Raw genomic sequence first — 22,932 nt, 5'->3', positions numbered from 1 at the left:
AAGTTTAATCTGACAACTTGATTTCTCAAGTTTACTCGTAAAAAAGAATTGCTGGTTTTTAACTTTATATTCTGTTCAATTTTCAAAGACCAATTTGTGTATCGCACTCAAGCGACTTTCTTATCTTATCACCTTTGCTGAATATTGTCAACAAGTTTTTTATTTTTTCTTGTTGTTTTTTGTTGTTTGCATCAGCGACGTGTTTTATAATATCACACACAAATAATAATTAATTTCTTATATATATAATTTAATTAAATTATATTAATATTTCTCTAATATTCTACTTATTTCTCTATTTATTATATATTGATACGCTAGGATATGATGATTGATATATTCATAAAAAAAAGAAGCATTCTTGATATTTACAAGAATACTTCTTTAACACAATTACTCTTCAGAATCACTTTTTGCTCTATTTACTAATTCATCTAATATGTCATTTTCATCATCATAATTATCTAATATATCTATTTGTTCTTGAGTATTTTCCTCTTCACTACCTGATATCTTAGCAACTGCTACTACTTTTTCATCTTCATTAGTTCTCATTAATGTAACTCCCATTGCGGCCCTTCCAGTAACAGATATATCTTTTACATTTATTCTAATAGCTACTCCACTTGAATTTATTAGCATAAGTTCATCAAGTTCATTACATATTGTAGCACCAATAACTTTTCCTGTCTTTTCACCTATTTTATAAGTTATTAATCCTACCCCACCTCTATTTTGAACTTTATATTCGCTTATAGGTGTCCTCTTACCAAATCCATATTCACTTATAATTAATAAATCTTCATTATCTACAGATATATCCATACAAACAGCTATATCATCATCCTTAAGATTTATTGATCTTACACCGGATGCTGTTCTTCCCATAGCTCTTACATTTTTTTCACTAAATCTAACTGCATAACCATTTTGAGTTACTATTATTATATTAGCATCTCCCCTAGTTACTTTAACCTTAAGTAATTCATCACCTTCTCTTAAGTTAATAGCTATTAACCCATTCTTTCTTAGGTTTTTAAAATCACTTAACGGGGTCTTTTTCACTATACCTTGCTTAGTTGCCATAAACAAGAATCCATCCTTAGTATTATCCCTTATTGACAATACAGTTTCTATTCTCTCATCTGGCTCTATAGCAATTAAGTTAATTATGTTAGTTCCCTTTGCTACTCTTCCCGCTTCTGGTATTTCATAAGCTCTTAGCTTATATACTCTTCCTTTGTTAGTAAAGAATAGTACATCTGAATGAGTAGATGTTACCATTATATGTTCAACAAAATCATCCTCTTTTGTCGACATTGCTTGAATACCTTTTCCCCCCCTTCTCTGTGCAGAATAAGTATCAGCAGGTATCCTCTTAATATATCCAGAATGGGTTAATGTTATTGTAACATCCTCTTCTTGGATTAAGTCCTCTATATCAATTTCATTAACTACTTTTTCAATTGATGTTCTTCTTTCGTCACTGTATTTATTTTTTATCTCTATTAGTTCTTCCTTAATTACACCTAGTAGCTTTTCCTCACTTGCTAAAATAGAATTTAAGTACTCTATTTGTTTCATAAGCTCATTATACTCTTCTTCAATCTTACCTCTTTCTAAACCTGTAAGTCTTCTCAATCTCATTTCTAAAATTGCTGTTGCCTGTTTATCTGTAAAATTAAATCTTTCAATAAGAGTATTCCTTGCTATTTCTGAAGTTTCTGAATGTCTAATTATACTTATAACTTCATCTATATGGTCCAAGGCTATCCTTAATCCCTCAAGTATATGCGCCCTCGATTTAGCTTTATTTAAATCAAATATAGTCCTTCTAGTTATTACTTCTTTTTGGAAGTCTATATAATTACATAAAACTTGTTTTAGATTTAAGACTTGAGGTTCGTTATCAACAAGTGCAAGCATTATAACACCAAATGTATCTTGCATTTTTGTATGCTTGTATAGTAAATTTAGTATTACATTAGGATTCGCATCCTTCTTCAATTCAATAACTATACGCATACCTTGCCTATCAGATTCATCTCTTAAGTCAGATATTCCTACTATTTTCTTATCTTTTACTAAATCAGCTATATTTTCTATAAGTTTAGCCTTATTAACTTGATAAGGTAATTCAGTAACAATAATTCTATGTCTTGAATTTTCTTCTTCAATATCAGCCTTTGCTCTTACAACTATTTTTCCTTTACCTGTCTCATATGCTGCCCTTATTCCAGCCTTACCCATTATAATACCAGCTGTAGGGAAGTCGGGTCCCTTTATTATAGTCATTAATTCAAGTACTGACGTTTCTGGATTATCTATTAACATTACAGTACCATCTATAATTTCACCCAAGTTATGTGGTGGAATATTAGTTGCCATACCAACAGCTATTCCTGATGAACCATTTACTAATAAATTTGGATATCTAGCTGGTAATACTGATGGCTCTTTTTCAGACCCATCAAAATTTGGAACAAAATCAATAGTATTCTTATTTATATCCCTTAGCATTTCTACAGCTATCTTATTCATTCTAGCTTCTGTGTATCTCATTGCAGCTGCACTATCACCATCAACTGATCCAAAGTTACCATGTCCATCAACTAACATATATCTCATTGAGAAATCTTGTGCCATTCTAACTAATGCATCATATACTGATGAGTCTCCATGCGGATGATATTTACCTAAAACATCTCCAACAATTCTTGCACATTTTCTATATGATTTATCTGGAGTTATTCCCAACTCTTGCAATGAATATAAAATTCTTCTATGAACTGGCTTCAAACCATCTCTTACATCTGGAAGGGCACGACCAACTATAACACTCATTGCATAGTCAATATAACATCTCTTCATTTCCTTATTAATATCTATAGGAATGACTTTTCCCTCATTAAAATTCATGTACTTCACCTCGTTTTAGTACTAAATATCTAAGTTACTTACTTTCTTAGCATTTTGTTGTATAAATTCTCTTCTTGGTTCAACCTTATCCCCCATTAATATAGTGAATATTTCATCTGCAGCCATGGCATCTTCTATTGTTGCTTTTAATAATATTCTCTTTTCAGGGTCCATTGTAGTATCCCACAATTGTTCAGCATTCATTTCACCAAGACCTTTGTATCTTTGTATATCAAGTGAGTTATCTCTTCCTCCAAACTCATTTAATATTCGTTCTAATTCATCATCTGAATACGCATATGCCTCATTCTTACCTTTAGAAACCTTATACAAAGGTGGTTGCGCTATATATACATGACCTCCATCTATAAGTTCTCTCATATACCTATAGAAAAATGTTAATAGTAATGTTCTTATATGAGCACCATCAACATCAGCATCTGTCATAATAATTATTCTATTATATCTTATTTTTTCTATATCAAAATCTGTTCCTATTCCTGCTCCAAATGCAGTTATCATAGACCTTATCGTATCTGCATTTAGAATTCGGTCTAACCTTTGTTTTTCAACATTTAAAATTTTACCTCTTAGAGGTAATATAGCTTGGAATTTTCTATCTCTTCCTTGTTTAGCAGAACCTCCTGCCGAATCACCTTCGACTATATATATTTCACATTCCCTAGGATCCTTTGATGAACAATCTGCAAGCTTACCCGGTAACGATGATCTCTCTAGTACTGATTTTCTTGTTAATTCCCTAGCCTTCCTAGCAGCTTCCCTTGCCCTAGCAGCCATCAATGCCTTATCTATTACAGTCTTACCAACTAATGGATTTTCCTCTAAGAATATTGACATTCCTTCTCCAACTATAGAATCAACAATACCTCTAACTTCACTATTTCCAAGCTTTGTCTTTGTTTGTCCTTCAAATTGAGGCTCTCCAATCTTAACAGATATTACAGCAGTCAGACCTTCTCTTATGTCATCTCCAGATAAATTTTTATCATTCTCTTTTAAATGTCCGAACTTTTTACCATAATCATTTAATACTCTAGTTAAAGCCGTCTTGAATCCAACTAAGTGTGTTCCCCCCTCAATAGTATCTATATTATTGGCAAAAGAGAAAATATTCTCATTATATCCATCATGATATTGAAGAGCTACTTCTACTGAAATTCCATCCTTTATTCCTTCAACATATATTGTTTGTTCATGAAGAGGTTCCTTATTTCTATTTAGATATTCAACAAAAGACTTTATACCGCCCTCGTAGTAATATTCCTCTTCTTTATCAACTCTCTTATCAATAAGGGTAATACTTATTCCCTTATTTAAGAATGCTAATTCCCTTAACCTTTGAGACAGAACTTCAAAATCATATACAACTTCATCGAATATCTCTTCATCTGGTTTAAAATAAACTTCAGTTCCTGTTTCATCAGTATTTCCAACAATATTTAAATCAGTTATAACATTCCCTTTATGATATTCTTGCTGCCATATATGACCTTCTCTCTTTACAGTTACTATACATTTATCTGACAATGCATTAACTACAGAAGCACCAACACCGTGTAAACCACCAGATACTTTATATCCGCCACCTCCGAATTTACCACCAGCATGCAAAACAGTCATTATTACTTCAACAGTTGGTTTTTTCATCTTAGGATGCATACCTACTGGCATACCCCTACCATCATCTATAACTTTTATAGAATTATCTTCATTTATTGTAACTTTTATATTTTTGCAGAACCCTGCTAAAGCCTCATCTATACTATTATCTACAATTTCATATACCAAGTGATGTAAACCTCTTGAGCTAGTACTGCCTATATACATTCCAGGTCTTTTTCTTACAGCTTCTAAACCTTCTAGAACCTGTATCTGATTTTCATCATAGCTTTGTTTATTTTGTTCCAAAATACATTCCTCCTAAATAAAAGTAATTAAAACCAAGGTTTTAACTATTGGAGTTAAGGATTATAATCCATTCCAGTTCTCTTTGTTAAAGTAGATGATGAAATTGGTGAAAGATACACTTTACTCATCTTATTAACTTCTGCTATAACAAATGACTTTGGTCTTTCTTTAGTTATTCGTTCAACAAATCCATCTTCTTCAGCCAACCTTAGAAATTGTATTGTATCTGAACTATACATTGTGGTTTGTAGATCAAATATTCCTATAACATCTTTTATAGGAACAACTACGTTTTCTCCTAAATGTAGAAACATAAATTTTGCCTCCTTTAGCTAGAGATATGCCCCTCTTGCACTTTAAAAATTTTAGATTCATTATCTAGATATTCACATATATCACTAATTCCAGTACATGTAATTATAGTTTGTATATTATTAATAGTACTTAGGATATATTTTTTCCTATTAAAATCAAGTTCTGAAAGAACATCATCTAATAAAAGTACAGGGTATTCACCAGTTATCTCTTTTATTATTTTTAGAGACGAGAATTTCATAGTTAAAACAGCAGTTCTTTGTTGTCCTTGTGACCCATAACTCTTTGTATCTATATTATTAATTAATACTATAAAATCATCTCGATGAGGACCAACTGTAGTTATTCCTTTCTCCTTATCTCTTTTTCTGTTCTTAATTAAATAACTTCTAAACTTTTCCTTGAATTCATTATCAATATTATTGTTAAACTCTTTTATTGACGATGTGTATATATATTCTATATTTTCTTTATTTAAAGTTATATCTTTATGAATTTCAGCACCATAGTAATTTAACTTTTCTATGTATTTTAGTCTCTCATTTACTATGTATTCTCCAAATTTAATTAACTGCTCATCATATATATCTAATATATCATCGGTTATTTTACGACTTTTTAACAGAGTATTTCTCTCGTTAAGAACCTTATTATATTGTACAAGATTGTAGTAATATCTATTATTTATTTGACATAATTCCATGTCTATAAATCTACGTCTAATACCAGGAGATTCCTTTATTATTTTTAAATCTTCTGGTGAAAACATAACAACATTAAATGTTCCAAATAATTCTCCAATCTTATTAATTTTTATAGAATTAACTCTTATTGCCTTTTTTCCATCTTTAAGTATATTTATATCTATTCTTTTATCCAAACGTTCTTTACCAATACTTAAACTTATATATGCACCGTCTTCATCCCAATGAATCAATTCTCTGTCCTTAGAAGTTCTATGCGATTTAGCTAATCCACAATAATATATAGATTCTAGAATATTTGTTTTTCCCTGAGCATTATCTCCCATAAAAACATTAACATTCCTACTAAAATCTATATTTACATTTTTATAATTTCGATAGTTTAATAACATAAGCTTTTTTATAAACATCTACATGCACCCATTTAATTATATCACAATACTAGCTTAAACGCTTATTATTGATATAATTATACAATTTCATACTTTTCTTGATTAAACGAAATTATATCTCCACGTTTTAGCTTTTTTCCTCTTTGTACGCATACTTCACCATTAACCTTAACTAGACCGTCTTGAATATATAACTTAGCTTCAGATCCTAATGAAGCAATACCACTCCACTTCAAAAATGCATCTAATTTAATAATGTCAGTATTAATTAATATTTTGTTCATATTTATTGCATAAAATTTTAATATTTATGCATCCTCCTATCTAATTAATCTAACTGGTAAAACTAAATATTTATATGATTCAGCTTCTTTACCTTTTATAACACATGGACTTACACTTGAAGTCATTTCTATTTGTACATTATCATCTTCCATGTTCTTAAGAACATCAATTATGTACCTAGAATTAAATGCAATTTGTATCTGCTCTCCTTGCATATTAGCAGTTACTTCTTCCCTTACTTTTCCCAATTGAGAATTAGATGTGATAATTATGCTTTCTTCATTCATCTCTAATTTTACTAAATTACTATTTCCTTCCTTAGCCATAAGAGAAGCTCTTTCTATTCCATTTTGAAGTTCTTGCCTATTAACATTAATTAACAACTTATGTTCTTGAGGTAGTAATGATAAATAATTTACATATTTACCTTCTAGTAACCTTGATATTATTTTAGTTTCTCCTAAATTAAATAAGATATGATTATTAGTAAAAGTTATATTTACTATAGACTCAACATCTTCCAGTATCTTAGAAACCTCATTTAACGTCTTACCTGGAATAACAACTTCAATATCAAAGTCATTATCTAAATACTCTGTTTTTATAGCCATTCTATACCCATCTAAAGCAACTAGATTTAACTTTTTTTCTTTAACTTCAAATAATATTCCTTGAAGTATAGGTCTAGTCTCATCTTGGGCAATAGCAAATGAAGTACTTTTTATCATATTTTTCAGTATATTTTGAGGAACCTTTAATTCCTTAGCTATATCTAATTTAGGGATTGAAGGGAATTCATCTGCATTCATAAATACAACATTAAACACAGATTTTTCACATGTTATTTGAACAGTATCATCTTGAATTATTTCAATTCTTACATCAGAGTTAGGTAATTTTCTTATTATTTCTCCGAATATTTTTGAATCTATTACAACTTTCCCTTCTTCCAGTACATCTGCATCAACTTTTGTTTCTATACAGACATCAATGTCTGATCCTACAAGTGTGATACCTTCTTTTGTAGCATTCATATATATACCTTCTAAAATAGGCATTGTTGATTTTCCAGTAATAGCTTTTTGACATATTGATATACCATCTTGTAGTTTTTGTTTATTACATATAATTATCATAAAAATAACCTCCTCTGTTAATAACATAACTATTTATATAAATATAGATATATAATTTTAATTTAGTAATAATAGTAGTAGGCGTTGTGGATTTGTTGAAAAGTACCTAAAGCCCTTATAAATAGTAGAAAAGTTATAAAAAAATATTGTGGATAAGTTAGTAACAAATTAATAGACTTATCCACAGAATAAACAATGGGTTTATTTTAAAATAGTTATCCACAAGATATTATAAAGTTATTATGTACAGTTGTTAATTAATTTTGAGTTAACTTCTTTGTAATATCTTCTATGGTATGTTGTAAATTTTCATCTGTATTAAGGTTTTCTGATATTTTTTCATAAGCATGTATAACTGTAGTATGATCTCTACCCCCAAATTCTTCACCTATTTTAGGTAGAGACATATCAGTAAGTTTTCTACTTAAATACATAGCTATTTGTCTTGGATATGCTACATTTCTTGTTCTTCTTTGTGATTTTAAGTCTTCTATTCGAAGATTAAAGTAACTTGCAACAATATCTTGAATTATGCCTATTGTAATATTCTTGCCTTGTTTTTTAGATATTATATCTTTTAATGCTTCTGAAGCTAAATCAACTGTAATTTCTTTATTAGTTAATGAGGAATAAGCTACTATTCTTATTAATGCACCTTCAAGTTCTCTTATATTTGATTTTATTTTTGTAGCTATGTATACCATAACTTCATTTGCTACATTTAGTTTTTCTACATCTGCTTTCTTTTTTAATATTGCCATCCTTGTTTCAAAGTCTGGTACTTGGATATCTGCAATTAATCCCCATTCAAAACGTGACCTTAACCTATCTTCTAAAGTAGGAATTTCTTTTGGAGGTCTATCAGAAGATAATATAATTTGTTTATTTGCATCATGTAGTGCATTAAATGTATGGAAAAATTCTTCTTGAGTTCTTTCTTTTCCAGCTATAAATTGAATATCATCGATTAAAAGTACATCAACATTCCTATATTTATTTCTAAATTCTTCATTTTTATCATCTTTAATTGCATTTATTAATTCGTTTGTAAATTTTTCAGATGAAACGTACTCTACCCTTGCATTAGGATTACTATCTAATATATAGTGACCTATTGCATGCATTAAGTGAGTTTTTCCTAATCCTACGCCTCCATATATAAATAAAGGATTATATGCTTTAGCAGGTGATTCTGCAACAGCTAAAGATGCGGCATGTGCAAACCTATTACTATTACCAATTACAAATGAATCAAATGTGTACTTTGGATTCAGTGTAGTTGATAGTTCATCATTGATTAATACAGCCTTATTTTTCTTTAGTTCAGGAGTATCTTCTTTGGATGTTTCATCTGATTTTATATCTGAAGCTATTAAGAACTCTATTTTATATAATTTTGAACAAATTGATTTGATTGAGTTAGCTACTAAATCCTTATATCTTTTTTCTAATATATCTTGGGTGAAGGAGTTCGGTACACTAATCCTAATAGTATCATTGGAAATAGATATAGGCTCACAACTTTTTATCCAAGTATTAAAGCTAACTTCACTCATTTCAGCTTTTATAATAGTAAGTGTTTGATCCCATAATTTTTTTAAATCAGCATCCATATATAAATCCTCCAAATAAAATAAAAAAATTTTAACTTACTTATTAACAATAAAATAACAACATATATACAAGTAATGTTGATAACTTATATTATGTTGATAAACTCATCTTATATTATGAACATGTTTATAAATTTATAAAAAGTAAAAATATATTTGATTTATCCACAGCTTATAAATCTATAACTTATACACATAATATTTTTGTATAAAGTCTGTATTTTATAGTAATAATACAATATGTATATAAAAATTAACAATATCTAAACAAGTTATCAACAATTTTGTCCACAGTTGTGGATAAGATTAAGTTAATAACATATTATTCACAGTTTAATTTAATAATAGCATACTAGAATATAGATATTCAATAAGTTATCCACAAAAAAACTATTTTGTTTTCCACCTATCTACAAATAACTAGATTCTTGACACTTTATCATCATATATATATAATTAATAAGTAACATAAAAATCGAGTAGTATAGTTTTTACTATAAAAATTACTATTGAAGGGGGTGCATTTTTACAATGTTCATGACATATCAACCTAAAAAGAGACAAAGAAAGAAAGAGCACGGCTTCAGAAAGAGAATGAGCACTCTATCAGGAAGAAACGTTCTTAAGAGAAGAAGACAAAAAGGTAGAAAGAAATTAACAGCATAAGGGCCGCAATTGTGGCCTTTTTTCTGCAAATGGCAGAAAAAAAGGAGAATAGAAATACCTATGATATATAGATTGAAGAAAAATTTAGAGTTTCGCTTTATTTATAGACGTGGTAAATCTTTTGCTAATAGTTTGTTAGTATTATATGTTTTAAAAAATAAAATGAATAAAGATAAGGAAGGAAACCTATATAATAAAGTGGGGATTTCTGTTAGTAAAAAAGTTGGAAATAGCGTTATACGAAGTAGAAGCAAAAGATTGATTTATGAAAACTATAGATTTAAAGATGATTATCTAAATAAAGGATATGATCTTGTTTTTGTTGCAAGAACAAAGTTAAAAGATAAGAATTTCAATGAAGTGGAAAATGCTATGGACAATTTATTGAAGAAAGCTGGCTTATATAATAATGAAAAAATTAGTATTAAGTCTAATAAAATTTTATAGAAGAAACATTTCGCCAATGAGTCCACCAAAGTGTAAATATATACCTACTTGTTCTCAGTATGCTTTAGAAGCAATTGAAAGATATGGAGTTGTTAAAGGTGGAATAATGGCTCTTTGGCGTATTTTTAGATGTAATCCTTTTAGTAAGGGTGGTTTTGACCCTGTTAAATAATATTTTGAATTTAGGAGGAATTTTATAGGATGTTGACCATTTTTGAACCAATAACGAAATTCTTTACAGTTATATTTAATTTCTTTTTAAATCTTGTAAAGGGATTAGGAGTAACTAATGAAGGATATCAATATGTATTGGCAGTAACATTATTAACAATATTGATTAGGTTATGTTTATTACCTTTTAATATTAAATCAGCTAGATCTACACAAAAAATGCAAGAGGTTCAACCTGAAATTAAAAAAATACAAGAAAAATATAAAAATGATCCTCAAAAGCAAAACATGGAATTAATGAGAGTTTATAAAGAGAATAATGTTAGTATGACTGGTGGATGTTTACCAGCCTTATTACCACTTCCAATACTTATGGCTCTTTACGGAGTTTTCTATTCTATAAATCCAACAGGATCGTTTTTATGGATTAGTAATATAGGTGCTCCAGATCCATTCTTTATATTACCTATACTTGCTGCGTTAACAACATACTTACCATCTTATTTAATGACTAAATCAGCTCCGGCAGCTGAAGGTGGTATGAATATGGGAACTATGAATATAGTTATGTCGTTAATGATGGGATTTATGGCATTAAGATTTCAATCACTACTTGTAATTTACTGGGTATTAGGTGGTGTAATTCAATTAATAACAACTTATTTTATAAACTATAGACCAGCTATGCAGAAAAAAAGAGCGGTTGAAGCAGTTGAAGCTGAAAAAGAAGCTTCAAGAACGCCTAAGTTTGTTATGCCAGATTATGAAGATTCTAATAAAGCTAGTAAGAAAAAGAAAAATAAGAAAAAGAAAAAGTAGAATTTATAATTTAGAGGTGGGTGAATAGGGTATGAAATCTATTGAAGTTACTGGAAAAAACGTAGATGATGCAATAGCTAAAGCCTTACAACATTTAAATGTAACTAAGGATGAAATTGAATACGAAGTAATAGATGAGGGTTCTAAGGGGTTATTTAATTTTATTGGATCAAAACCTGCAAAGTTAATAGTTTCTTTAAAGAAAAATTATATCGATAATGCAAAAGAATTTTTAGTTAATGTTTTAAATTCTATGGGAATTGAACCTCAAATAAAAATTACAGAAGAAGGTAATACAATCAAAATTGATTTAGAAGGTATTAAGATGGGAAATGTAATTGGTTATAGGGGTGAGACTTTAGATTCCCTTCAATATCTAGTATCATTAGTAATAAATAAGAATCATGAAATTCCTTATAAAAGAGTTGTATTAGATGTTGAAAATTATAGATCAAAAAGAGAAGAGACTCTTAAAAGGGTTGCTGAAAAAACAGCTTATAAAGTAAAAAAGATTAATAGAGCATATAAACTAGAACCTATGAATCCATATGAACGTAGAATAATACATTCAGCTTTACAAGATAAGGAAGGAATATTCACATATAGTGAAGGAGAAGAACCTTATAGAAGAGTAGTTGTTGATATTAAACCTAAAAAATAAATATCTATTTAAATAATTAAACCTTTATGTGATTAGTATATATCTCATAAAGGTTTTTTATTATTTAGATTTGTAAAAACATTATTTATATATTGATGGTATATAATTAGAAAAGTAATATCTTTCTTTAAATAGAAGTTGAAAAACATATTTGGATTTCTTTTAATTTTGACTAATTAAATATAGTTATGTAAAATGTATATTAGTCAAATTCGGTTATAATACTTAAAAGTATAAAATTTAGGAGGTTAGTTAATGAAAGAATTCGATACTATTTGTGGTATAGCTACACCTATTGGTGAAGGTGGAATATCTATTATAAGAGTATCAGGCGATAGATCTAAAGAAATAGTTGATAAGATTTTTTGTGCTAAAAGCGGTAAAAGTATGGATGATATGAAGTCTTATACTATGCGATATGGATATATAAAAGATATTAATAATAAAGATACTATAGATGAAGTTATAATAAGTTTTATGAAGGGGCCTAAGAGCTTTACAGCAGAAGACGTAATAGAAATTAATTGCCATGGTGGTGTTATATCTACAAATAAGGTTCTGGAAGAAGTAATTAAGGCTGGTGCAAGATTATCTGAACCAGGAGAATTTACAAAAAGGGCATTTTTAAATGGGAGAATAGACTTAAGCCAAGCAGAAGCTGTTATGGATATTATAAGAGCAAAAACAGATTTATCTATGAAATCTGCTATGCTACAACATGAAGGTGCTCTATCTAAGGAAATAAATAAATTAAGAGAATATATGCTTAATACATTGGCATTAATAGAATATGCTGTTGATTTTACAGAAGATGAAGAAGAAATAGATCCTGATATACCTATTAAAGTTGAAAGTGAAATAAAAAAGGCAATAGATAGAATGTATTATTTACTAAAAAATGCAGATGAGGGTAGAATTATAAGAGATGGTTTAAGTTTGGCTATAGTAGGAAAGCCAAATGTTGGTAAATCATCATTGTTAAATGCTTTATTAAAAGAAAAAAGAGCAATTGTTACAGATATACCAGGAACAACTAGAGATATAATTGAAGAATTTATAAGTTTAGATGGTATTCCAATAAGGATAACTGATACAGCTGGAATTAGAGAAACTGATGATATTGTAGAAAAGATAGGTGTAGAGAAATCGCGAGAAAAAATAAATGAAGCAGATCTTGTAATTTTAATGCTTGATAGATCTAGAGAATTAGAAGAAGAGGATAGAGAGATAATAAATTCTATTACTGATAAGAATTATATTGTTCTTCTAAATAAAGTGGATTTACAGAATAAGATAAGTGAAAAAGAAATTGAAGATTTAAATAACAAAATATATGTATCAGCTAAAGAAGAAATTGGATTAGATAATTTAAAAGAAAAAATAAAAGAGATGTTTTTTAGTGGTAATGTAAGTACAGAAAGCTTAATTATATCTAATAATAGACATAAGCAAGCGTTATATAGAGCTTTAGAAAATTGTGAAACTGCTTATGAAAAAGTTAAAATGAATGAATTTTTAGATTTAATTTCAATATATGTAACGGCATCTCTAAAAGCATTAGGTGAAATAACAGGATCTGAATTAGAAGAAGACTTAGTAAATAAAATATTTAAAGATTTTTGTTGTGGAAAGTAGGAGTAAACTATTATGAAATACAATGCAGGTGAATTTGATATTGTTATTATAGGTGCAGGGCATGCAGGCTGTGAAGCTGCTTTAGCATGTGCGAGATTGGGTCTAAATACATTAATGTGTACTATTAGTTTAGATTCAATTGCAATGATGCCTTGTAATCCTAATATAGGGGGAACAGCAAAGGGGCACTTAGTTAAAGAGATTGATGCATTAGGTGGAGAAATGGGAATGAATATTGATGAAACGTTCATTCAATCCAGAATGTTAAATACATCTAAGGGGCCAGCGGTTCATTCATTAAGAGCACAAGCTGATAAGTTAAAATATCAAAATAGAATGAAAAGAATTATGGAAGATACAAAAAATCTTCAAGTAAGACAGTTAGAAGTAATTGAATTAATAATAGAAGATAATAAAGTAACAGGTGTGGTTACAAAAAATGGTGCTATATTTAAATGTAAAGCTGTAGTATTAGCTACTGGTACATATTTAAAGGGAAGAGTAATAATTGGAGATGTAAGCTATAGTAGTGGGCCAAATGGGCTTTTTCCAGCTAACGATTTATCTCAATCATTAATAGACTTGGGTATAAGTTTAAGAAGATTCAAAACTGGAACACCAGCAAGAATAAATAGACGTTCAGTTGACTTTTCTAAGATGATAGAACAGGGAGGGGATAAAAAAATAGTACCATTTTCATTTATGAATGATAATGTTGATAGAGAACAAATTTCTTGTTATCTTACTTATACTAATGAGGAAACTCATAGAATTATAAATGAAAATATTTCTAGGTCTCCTATGTATAATGGAAGTATTGAAGGTGTAGGACCTAGATATTGCCCTTCAATTGAAGATAAAGTAATGAGATTTCCTGATAAAAAACAACATCAAATATTTATTGAACCAGAAGGTGAGGATACTTTAGAGATGTATGTTGGTGGTATGAGTTCATCATTACCTGAAGATATTCAAGTAATGATGCTAAAAACTATACCAGGCCTAGAAAATGTAGAGATAATGAGAACAGCATATGCTATTGAGTATGATTCAATAGATCCTACGCAGTTAAAGCCAACTTTAGAATTTAAGAATGTTCAAGGATTATATGGAGCTGGTCAGTTAAATGGTAGCTCTGGATATGAAGAAGCTGCTGCGCAAGGATTAGTTGCTGGTATAAATGCAGCATTAAAGATAAAAGGTGAAGAGCCTTTTATATTAACAAGATCTGATGCCTATATAGGTGTTTTAATTGATGATTTAGTTACAAAAGGAACTAACGAGCCATATAGAATGATGACTTCTAGAGCTGAATATAGGCTTTTACTAAGACAAGATAATGCTGACTTTAGATTAACTGAAAAAGGTTACAAGATAGGTTTAGTTACTGATGAAAGAATTAATAGATTTAGACAAAAGCAAAGAATTATAGAAAATGAGATTAACAGAATTAAAGAATTAAAGATTACTAATAAAAGAGAAGTAAATGAATTTTTAAATTCTTTAAATTCGGCAGAATTAAGAAAGCCTATATCTTTCTATGAATTAATAAAGCGAACAGAATTAGATTATTTTTCGCTTAAACAATTAGATCCAGATAGACCTGAATTAAGAGATGAAATAGGGGAACAGATTAATATTATCGCAAAGTATGAAGGTTATATTAATAGCCAATTAGAGCAAGTAAAACAATTTAGTAAGTTTGAAAAGAAGATATTACCACTAAATATAGATTATAATAATGTTAGAGGATTAAGAGTAGAAGCAATGCAAAAACTAAATAATATAAGACCGATAAGTATTGGGCAAGCTTCTAGAATATCTGGAGTATCTCCAGCAGATATATCAGTTTTATTAATATATCTAGAACATCATTATAATAAAGAAAAAAAATAAACTCAGGAGGTAAAAATGAGTTTTTATGAATTAATGGAAAGAGCGTCACAAGACGTTGGAATGACTTTTAATGAAGATAAATATAACAAGTTTATAAAATATATGAGATTAGTACAGGAATGGAATGAAAAAGTTAATCTAACAGCAATATTAGATGATGAAGAATTTATAAAAAAACATTTCATTGACTGTATAAAGATATTCAAGAGTAAAGAGATAAAAAGTGCTAAGACTATAATTGATGTAGGAACAGGAGCAGGGTTTCCTGGATTACCAATTGCTATAATGGATGAAAATAAAGAGATAACGTTACTAGATTCATTAAATAAAAGAATTAATTTTCTTAATGTAGTGATTAAGGAATTAGGATTAACAAATGTAATAACAATACATTCTAGAGCCGAAGATGGTGGGAAAAATAAGAATTTGAGAGAAAAGTTCGATATAGCAACTTCAAGAGCTGTTGCGAATATGACAGTTTTATCAGAATTTTGCCTTCCTTTTGTAAAAGTAGGAGGTAGTTTCGTAGCTTTAAAAGGACCTTTAGTTGATGAGGAGTTAAATCAAAGCAGAAATGCTATTGGAACCCTAGGTGGTAGGTTACAAGATGTGATAAAAGTAGACATTGAAGACACAGAATTAAAACATAATATTGTAGTAGTTAATAAAGTAAAAGAGTGTCCTATGTCGTTTCCTAGGAAGGCAGGGATGGTAACAAAGAAGCCTCTTAAATAAAATGATGTTATATGAATTATTTAATAAAAATTTGTCTTACAAAAAATAAATGTAAAAAGAAGGAAAAAATTCATATATATAGAAAGATATAAATAGACAAAAAGTATTTAAGTTTAAGGATGTGTTGAATTTATGAGCAAAGAAATATTAAAGATAAATGTTAATGATATAATTCCTAATACATATCAGCCAAGAAGGTTTTTTGATGAGGTAGCATTAATAGAATTATCCCAATCTATAAAGGAACATGGAATAATACAGCCTCTAACAGTTAGAAGACGCGGGGATATATATGAATTAGTAGCTGGGGAAAGAAGATTAAGAGCAGCTAAGTTAGCGAGTTTAGGAGAGGTTCCTTGTACATTAATAGATATAACAGATACGCAGTCAGCGCAAATTGCTTTATTAGAAAATTTACAAAGAGAAGATTTAAATTATATTGAAGAAGCAGAAGCGTATTATAATTTAATGAAGGATCATAATTTCACACAAGAAGAAATTGCTTCCAAAATGGGAAAAAAGCAATCAACTGTGGCTAATAAATTAAGATTATTAAAGTTATCATCACAAGTTAGATGTTTATGTCTTGAAAATTCGTTAACAGAAAGACATGCAAGAGCATTATTAAGTGTTACTGATGAGAAGTTACAATTAAAAATAATTGAAAAAGTTATAAAAAATGGACTAAATGTAAAGAAAACAGAGGAATTAATTAATAAAGAACTACTTAAGTTAGCTGGTAAGTCTTTAAATTCTAAAAATAAGAATGTTAAAGCAGTTTTTCCTGCTAAGTTATATGTAAATACTATAAAACAAGTTTTTGATAAATTTAACATTCCAGCAAAGTATAAGTTTAATGAAAGTGAAGAGTATATTCAAATAACTGTAAATATACCAAAAGGAAAAAAGTAAATATTTTAATAAAAGAACTCTTATTTTTTTGATAGGAGTTCTTTTTTATATAAAATTTCTTTTAATATTACATAATTAAATATATAATAATATTATGAAAGGGGGTGTAGGCTCTATAGATTAGAGCTTTATATGAAGGTAATATGTATTTTTAATCAAAAAGGTGGAGTAGGAAAAACAACGACAAACATTAATCTATGTGCATATTTAGCTATGGAAGGTTATAAAGTTTTAACCATAGATATAGATCCCCAAGGTAATACTACAAGTGGGCTAGGGTTAGATAAAAGAAGCCTTGAGTTATCTATGTATGATGTATTGACATCTGATACATCTCTAAAAGATGTTATTTTAAAGAGTGATTTAGTTCAAAATTTACATATAGCTCCTTCTACTATGGAATTGGCAGGAGCAGAAGTTGAGATGATTGAAAGAAATTATAGGGAAAAGATACTAATAGATAAGATATCAGAAGTAAAAGATAACTATGATTTTATATTTATTGATTGTCCTCCTTCATTAGGAATATTAACTATAAATGCATTGACTGCAAGTAACTCAGTTTTAATTCCTATTCAATGTGAATTCTACGCATTAGAGGGCGTAGGCCAACTTATTAATACAATTCAACTAGTTAAGAAGTCACTAAATAAAAATCTTACAATTGAAGGTGTATTAATGACTATGTTTGATTTTAGAACTAATTTAAGTAATGAAGTTTATAAAGAAGTAGAAAAGTATTTTGGAGAAAAAGTTTTTAATATTACTATTCCTAGAAATATTAGATTAGCTGAAGCGCCTAGTTTTGGACTACCAATAATGTTATATGATGAAAAGTGTAAAGGTGCAGAATCATATTTAAATTTTACAAAAGAGTTTTTAGAAAGGCAAAAGTAATAGGGTGGTGTAAATGAACAAAAAGTTTGCTTTAGGTAAGGGGTTAGGAGCTCTTATACCAGATGAGATTAATGAAGGTAATGAAGGAAAGTTAATGATTTCATTAAATAAGATCAAGAGTAATATAGATCAACCCAGAAAGTCTTTCGATAATGAAAAGATAGCAGAATTAGCTGAATCTATTAAAAACCATGGAATTATACAACCCTTAATTTTAAAAGAAAATGATGGCGGGTATATAATAGTAGCAGGTGAAAGAAGATGGAGAGCTGCTAAGATGGTTGGGCTTAAGGAAGTTCCGGCTATAGTAATGGATTTAACTGAAAAGCAGGTATTAGAAATTTCTTTAATTGAAAATATTCAAAGACAAGACTTAAATCCAATAGAAGAAGCTTTAGCTTATAAAAAATTATTATCAGATTTTAACTTAACTCAAGAAGAATTAAGTAAAAGAATTGGTAAGTCAAGAACGGCTATTACTAATACAATAAGATTAATTAACCTAGATAGTAGAGTGCAACAATATGTTATTGATGGAATTATAAGTGAAGGTCATGGAAGAGCGTTGTTATCGTTAGAAGATAGTGAATTACAATATATTTATTCTCAAAAAGTTATCGATGAGAAGTTATCTGTTAGAGAACTTGAAAAACTTATTAGAAACGCTTCTTTAAAATCAGAGAAAAATAAGAAGAATGAACAATTAAATCCTTATTATAAGGATATTAGAGATAGGTTGCAGAATTATTTTGGAACGAAAGTTAATTTGAGTAGTAAAAAAAATAAAGGTAAGATAGAAATAGAATATTATTCACAAGAAGATTTAGAAAGAATTTTAGATATTATTAACTTATAATGTTTCACGTGAAACATTATACTGAAAGGATGACATGGAGTGGAAAGTTTAATAAGTAGTATAAATGAATTTATACCTTATATAATAGGTGGAATGGGGATAATAATTTTACTATTATTTATATTAGTAATTATATTATTTAAGTCATTAGGTAAGCTTGAAAATAAGTATAGAAAGCTTATGAGAGGGACTAATAATAAAAATTTAGAAGAATTAATAATATCTCAATTAGATAAAATCGAAAGCGCAAATAGTAATTCTAAAGCAGCCTTAGAAAAGTGTGAATTTATTCTTACAAGAATGAAGGATTGCGTTCAAAAGGTTGCTATAATGAGATATAAGGCATTTGAAGATGTAGGAAGCGATTTGAGCTTTTCTGTTGCAATATTAGATGACAATAATGATGGAATAATACTGACAGGAATATATGGAAGAAATGAAAGTACTGCATATGCAAAACCAATTGATAAAGGGATATCAAGATATGATTTATCAGAGGAAGAAATATGTGTTTTAAATGAAGCTATCAATAAATATAGTACTAAAAAGAAATAAAATTGGACGAGGTTTACTCGTCCTTTTATTTTGACACATTTTTCGTTAGTAAGTCATTTGATTTTTTACCACCTACACTTTTTAGGATAAAGTGATATATCCCATTTGATATAGAATCAGCAAGTGCCATAACTGTATAAAGTCTAGTATTTTGTAAAACCATAAATTCAAAGTTACCTGATATGTTTACTATACCAGTTATACTCATGTTACCAACAGATGGTAGATTTTTATTTAGAGCAGAGCCAGGAAGTAGAGGCTCTTTCTTTATAATTACTTTACCTACATTTTGAAAACTTCCTAAACATGCATCTACAGCTATTATAAAGGGATCCTTAAAGTTTTCTTGGATTCGTTGGAGAATTATTTCAATGTTTTTTGAGTGAACAGGATTCTCCAAAGTTCCATATATATAAAAATTTTTTCTTTTTAAAAATTGAAGTTTATATCCTATAAGCGGCCCTAGTGAATCACCAGTGGATCTATCAGTTCCTATACATAAAAAGATTATAGGTCTTTTATCCTTTATTATGGGCTTAAGCTCATTATATAAATAGTCTCTAATATTTTCATATGAATTTGGAGACAATGAATCTATATAAAAATCAGTATTCATAAAAAACCTCCTTTATTGGAATTATTTCCAAAGAGGAGGTTCAATATACATGTGTTAAATATTTATATTGTTTAGTATAGATAATGTATAATCAATTTCTTTTTCTGTGTTGAAATAACCAAGACTAAATCTTATAGTGCCACCAGGGTAAGATCCAATGGATTTATGAGCTAGAGGAGCACAATGAAGTCCTGAACGAGTTTTTATACCATTGTATTCTAAGAAATATGAAACTTCAGCAGGATCAAAATTCTTATAATTAAAAGATATACAAGTTGTGTATTTAGAAAAATTAGTATTTCCGTATAATTTTATACCATCAATATTAAGCATACCTTCATAAAGTTTTGATCTTAGATAAGATGTTTTAGAATAGATAGTTTCAAGACCTTCCTTATTTATAAAATCAATTGAATTTGATAATCCTACTATTCCTGGTGAATTTAACGTTCCACATTCAAATTTATCAGGTAAAAAGTTTGGTTGAGTAAGAGAATGAGACAAGCTTCCTGTTCCTCCACTAAAGGTTGAAGTACACTCATCATTTAATAAGTCGTCAATAATAAATCCTCCAATTCCTTGTGGCCCTAACAAGCTCTTATGCCCAGTAAATGCAATAGCATTAGCATTGCATTGATGCATATCTACTTTTACCATTCCTGCAGTTTGAGCTGTATCTATTATGAAAAATACATTATTTTTCTTGCATATAGCTCCGATTTCTTTAATATTTTGAATAGATCCAATAACGTTAGAAGCATGAGAAATTATTACTAGTTTAGTATTCTTATTGATTTTATTTTTTATATCAATAGGATTTATAAACCCATCTTTTGAAGAATTAACTAAATCAATATTAATATTAAGTGAATTAGAACATTCAAATAATGGTCTTAATACAGAGTTATGTTCTAAAGTTGTTGAAATAACATGGTCATTTTGTTTTAACATACCCTTAATTAGAACATTTAAAGAAGAAGTAATGTTATTAGTGAAAATTACATTCTCACTTTTATTATAATTGAAAAAATTCGCTATTTTTTCTCTAGTAAGAAGTATTAACTTATTAGATTCATAAGAATTCGAGTAGTTACCTCTACCAGAATTACCACCAACATTAATTATATAATCATACATTGCATCTGCCATAATTTTAGGTTTTGGAAAAGATGTGCTTGCATTGTCTAAGTAAACTTCCATATAAATCACCTTCTAAAATAAATTTAGTAATTTTTATATTATATAATGATATAAAATAAATAACTAATAAATATTATACTAAACTTTATAAATTATAAAAAATATATATAATATTAATTAAAGATAGATTATAGTGGAGGTAAATATGAAATATTATATTATAGTATACAAAAATACCCATGATGTAATGGAGGCAGAAAGAAATCTTACTAATGAAAATATTGAGTTTAGAGTAATGCCAACACCAACATCAATAACACAAAGTTGTGGAATGTGTACAAGAATTGAAAGTGAAGAAATATTAAAGAATATAATAGAAAGAGAATTAGTAAATTATAAAAATATTTATATAAGAGATAAGGATGGATTTAAACTTATGAAATAAGGAGTTGTTTAGATGTTTTCGATGCTTTTTAAATTAAATTTTGGAGATGGAAGTTTAGATATTGGAAAAGGAATATCTATCGATATGAGAGATATTGAAAATATAGTTAATAAAGGTATTAGGATAGTTGTTATTATTATATTAATGTATATAACTATAAAAATAGGAAATAGGTTAATTAATAAGTTTGTGAAAAGACAAATCGAAAGTAATGCACGGTTTTCTATGGATAATCAAAAAGCAAAAACTATAGGTGAAGTTTTAAAAAGTGTATTAAAATATATGACTTATTTTATAGGAGCAGCTCTAATACTATCAGATGCATTTAATGGTATATCTGTAGCTATGGCAAGTGTTGGAGGATTTGCACTTGGTTTTGGAGCACAGAGTTTAGTTAAGGATATAATTAATGGATTCTTTATATTATTTGAGGATCAATATGGAGTTGGGGATCATGTTACTATAGGAACTTTTTCAGGAATTGTAGAAACTATAGGAATAAGAACTACTGTTATTAGAGATTTCTCTGGAGATGTTCATTTGATACCTAATGGTACTATAAATCAAGTTACCAATCACTCTAGAGGTAATATTAGATTTATTGTTGATGTAGATATTTCTTATGAAGAAGATATAGATAATGCTATAAAAGTTATATCAAATGTATGTAATAAGTATAAAAATGAAAATGAAAATATAGTAGAGCCAATAGAAGTTTTAGGTGTGAATTCTCTTAATGCATCAAGTGTCACAATAAGAATAATAGGAAAGACAAAACCATTAAAGCAATGGGAAGCTGAAAGGGAACTAAGGAAGAGAGTAAAAAAGGTATTAGATGAAGAAGGTATAGAAATACCATATCCAAAAACGCAATTAGTAAATAAGGAAGGAGATAAATAATGATAGAAACATTTGATCTTGGAGATATAGTAGAAATGAAAAAGCAGCATCCTTGTGGAAACTATAATTTTGAAGTTATAAGATTAGGTGCTGATATAAAAATAAAGTGTACTGGGTGTGGAAGAATAATAATGTTACCTAGAAGTAAATTCATTAAAGGTGCTAAGAAAATAATAGAAAGTGTAGAAAAATAGTTAGAGTATAATTTTAGTAGGCAGAGATAGTAATAAAAACTAGATAAAAATAAAAGGAGATGCAAAAGCATCTCCCAATATACATAAATATCCA

General features: G+C 28.5%; 24 protein-coding genes. 15 read left to right on the top strand and 9 right to left on the bottom strand.

All coding sequences use genetic code 11. From position 1 onward, the window contains the following. Positions 1–393: 393 nt before the first annotated feature. The 7 genes from gyrA to dnaA all read right to left on the bottom strand — a co-directional run bounded on the left by gyrA (position 394) and on the right by dnaA (position 9,293). Complete coding sequence (gyrA, locus tag KIB46_RS13055; protein WP_291672428.1) at positions 394–2,919, bottom strand: DNA gyrase subunit A; 2,526 nt, start codon at positions 2,917–2,919, stop codon at positions 394–396. 21 nt (positions 2,920–2,940) lie between these two features. After that, entirely contained in the window at positions 2,941–4,848 is a 1,908-nt protein-coding gene (gene gyrB, locus KIB46_RS13050; protein WP_156561483.1) for a DNA topoisomerase (ATP-hydrolyzing) subunit B, read from the bottom strand. A gap of 53 nt (positions 4,849–4,901) precedes the next feature. Next, positions 4,902–5,162, bottom strand: a complete 261-nt coding sequence (remB, locus tag KIB46_RS13045; protein WP_027099041.1) for an extracellular matrix regulator RemB — start codon at positions 5,160–5,162, stop codon at positions 4,902–4,904. Between the two features lie 14 nt (positions 5,163–5,176). Then, on the bottom strand, positions 5,177–6,277 hold the full coding sequence (gene recF / locus KIB46_RS13040) for a DNA replication/repair protein RecF (RefSeq protein WP_156561482.1): 1,101 nt from the start codon (positions 6,275–6,277) through the stop codon (positions 5,177–5,179). A gap of 59 nt (positions 6,278–6,336) precedes the next feature. After that, entirely contained in the window at positions 6,337–6,543 is a 207-nt protein-coding gene (locus tag KIB46_RS13035; protein WP_156561481.1) for an RNA-binding S4 domain-containing protein, read from the bottom strand. 36 nt (positions 6,544–6,579) lie between these two features. Continuing rightward, positions 6,580–7,680 (bottom strand): DNA polymerase III subunit beta, encoded by a 1,101-nt coding sequence (gene dnaN / locus KIB46_RS13030; protein ID WP_156561480.1) that lies wholly within the window; start codon positions 7,678–7,680, stop codon positions 6,580–6,582. Positions 7,681–7,937: 257 nt separating this feature from the next. Beyond that, positions 7,938–9,293: a chromosomal replication initiator protein DnaA gene (dnaA, locus tag KIB46_RS13025; protein WP_156561479.1), complete on the bottom strand. Its 1,356-nt coding sequence runs from the start codon at positions 9,291–9,293 to the stop codon at positions 7,938–7,940. A gap of 531 nt (positions 9,294–9,824) precedes the next feature. On the opposite strand from dnaA, the gene rpmH reads away from it, so the two are divergent. The 12 genes from rpmH (at position 9,825) to KIB46_RS12965 (ending at position 19,543) form a co-directional block, all read left to right on the top strand. Beyond that, a complete protein-coding gene (gene rpmH / locus KIB46_RS13020; RefSeq protein WP_027099036.1) occupies positions 9,825–9,959 on the top strand; it encodes a 50S ribosomal protein L34 in 135 nt (44 codons plus the stop codon). 60 nt (positions 9,960–10,019) lie between these two features. Continuing rightward, a complete protein-coding gene (gene rnpA, locus KIB46_RS13015) occupies positions 10,020–10,406 on the top strand; it encodes a ribonuclease P protein component (RefSeq protein ID WP_291672423.1) in 387 nt (128 codons plus the stop codon). Beyond that, a complete protein-coding gene (gene yidD, locus KIB46_RS13010) occupies positions 10,369–10,578 on the top strand; it encodes a membrane protein insertion efficiency factor YidD (protein WP_291672420.1) in 210 nt (69 codons plus the stop codon). Before rnpA ends, yidD begins: the two co-directional genes overlap by 38 nt. Before the next feature lie 29 nt (positions 10,579–10,607). Next, a complete protein-coding gene (gene yidC, locus KIB46_RS13005; protein ID WP_156561476.1) occupies positions 10,608–11,396 on the top strand; it encodes a membrane protein insertase YidC in 789 nt (262 codons plus the stop codon). 31 nt (positions 11,397–11,427) lie between these two features. Next, positions 11,428–12,057 carry an RNA-binding cell elongation regulator Jag/EloR gene (gene jag, locus KIB46_RS13000; RefSeq protein WP_291672418.1) on the top strand — a complete coding sequence of 210 codons (630 nt, stop codon included), beginning with the start codon at positions 11,428–11,430 and terminating at the stop codon, positions 12,055–12,057. Between the two features lie 255 nt (positions 12,058–12,312). After that, complete coding sequence (mnmE, locus tag KIB46_RS12995; RefSeq protein ID WP_156561474.1) at positions 12,313–13,692, top strand: tRNA uridine-5-carboxymethylaminomethyl(34) synthesis GTPase MnmE; 1,380 nt, start codon at positions 12,313–12,315, stop codon at positions 13,690–13,692. A 12-nt stretch (positions 13,693–13,704) separates the two neighbouring features. Continuing rightward, a complete protein-coding gene (mnmG, locus tag KIB46_RS12990; protein WP_291672415.1) occupies positions 13,705–15,588 on the top strand; it encodes a tRNA uridine-5-carboxymethylaminomethyl(34) synthesis enzyme MnmG in 1,884 nt (627 codons plus the stop codon). A 15-nt stretch (positions 15,589–15,603) separates the two neighbouring features. Next, a complete protein-coding gene (gene rsmG, locus KIB46_RS12985) occupies positions 15,604–16,323 on the top strand; it encodes a 16S rRNA (guanine(527)-N(7))-methyltransferase RsmG (protein WP_156561472.1) in 720 nt (239 codons plus the stop codon). Between the two features lie 132 nt (positions 16,324–16,455). Beyond that, entirely contained in the window at positions 16,456–17,235 is a 780-nt protein-coding gene (locus KIB46_RS12980) for a nucleoid occlusion protein (RefSeq protein ID WP_291672412.1), read from the top strand. A 132-nt stretch (positions 17,236–17,367) separates the two neighbouring features. After that, positions 17,368–18,132, top strand: coding sequence for an AAA family ATPase (locus KIB46_RS12975; RefSeq protein WP_156561470.1), 765 nt, complete (start codon positions 17,368–17,370; stop codon positions 18,130–18,132). 13 nt (positions 18,133–18,145) lie between these two features. Next, the gene (locus tag KIB46_RS12970; RefSeq protein WP_156561469.1) at positions 18,146–18,988 is read left to right on the top strand and encodes a ParB/RepB/Spo0J family partition protein; all 843 of its coding nucleotides are present in this window, start codon (positions 18,146–18,148) and stop codon (positions 18,986–18,988) included. A gap of 39 nt (positions 18,989–19,027) precedes the next feature. Then, positions 19,028–19,543 (top strand): DUF4446 family protein, encoded by a 516-nt coding sequence (locus tag KIB46_RS12965; protein ID WP_291672409.1) that lies wholly within the window; start codon positions 19,028–19,030, stop codon positions 19,541–19,543. A gap of 25 nt (positions 19,544–19,568) precedes the next feature. Here the strand turns inward: KIB46_RS12965 and yyaC are convergent, their stop codons facing one another. Continuing rightward, positions 19,569–20,159, bottom strand: a complete 591-nt coding sequence (gene yyaC / locus KIB46_RS12960; protein ID WP_156561468.1) for a spore protease YyaC — start codon at positions 20,157–20,159, stop codon at positions 19,569–19,571. 54 nt (positions 20,160–20,213) lie between these two features. Beyond that, complete coding sequence (locus KIB46_RS12955) at positions 20,214–21,359, bottom strand: aminotransferase class V-fold PLP-dependent enzyme (protein ID WP_291672407.1); 1,146 nt, start codon at positions 21,357–21,359, stop codon at positions 20,214–20,216. Between the two features lie 145 nt (positions 21,360–21,504). On the opposite strand from KIB46_RS12955, the gene KIB46_RS12950 reads away from it, so the two are divergent. The 3 genes from KIB46_RS12950 to KIB46_RS12940 are packed head-to-tail and all read left to right on the top strand — an operon-like array spanning position 21,505 to position 22,838. Continuing rightward, a complete protein-coding gene (locus KIB46_RS12950; protein WP_156561466.1) occupies positions 21,505–21,744 on the top strand; it encodes a DUF3343 domain-containing protein in 240 nt (79 codons plus the stop codon). A 12-nt stretch (positions 21,745–21,756) separates the two neighbouring features. Next, positions 21,757–22,644 (top strand): mechanosensitive ion channel family protein, encoded by an 888-nt coding sequence (locus KIB46_RS12945; protein ID WP_156561465.1) that lies wholly within the window; start codon positions 21,757–21,759, stop codon positions 22,642–22,644. Continuing rightward, a complete protein-coding gene (locus KIB46_RS12940) occupies positions 22,644–22,838 on the top strand; it encodes a DUF951 domain-containing protein (protein ID WP_156561464.1) in 195 nt (64 codons plus the stop codon). Before KIB46_RS12945 ends, KIB46_RS12940 begins: the two co-directional genes overlap by 1 nt. Positions 22,839–22,932 lie beyond the last annotated feature (94 nt).

Source organism: Clostridium sp. (assembly GCF_018372875.1).
GTDB lineage: Bacteria > Bacillota > Clostridia > Clostridiales > Clostridiaceae > Clostridium.
Note: the sequence above shows the minus strand (reverse complement) of the source record. Positions and strands in the feature narration are given on the sequence as shown.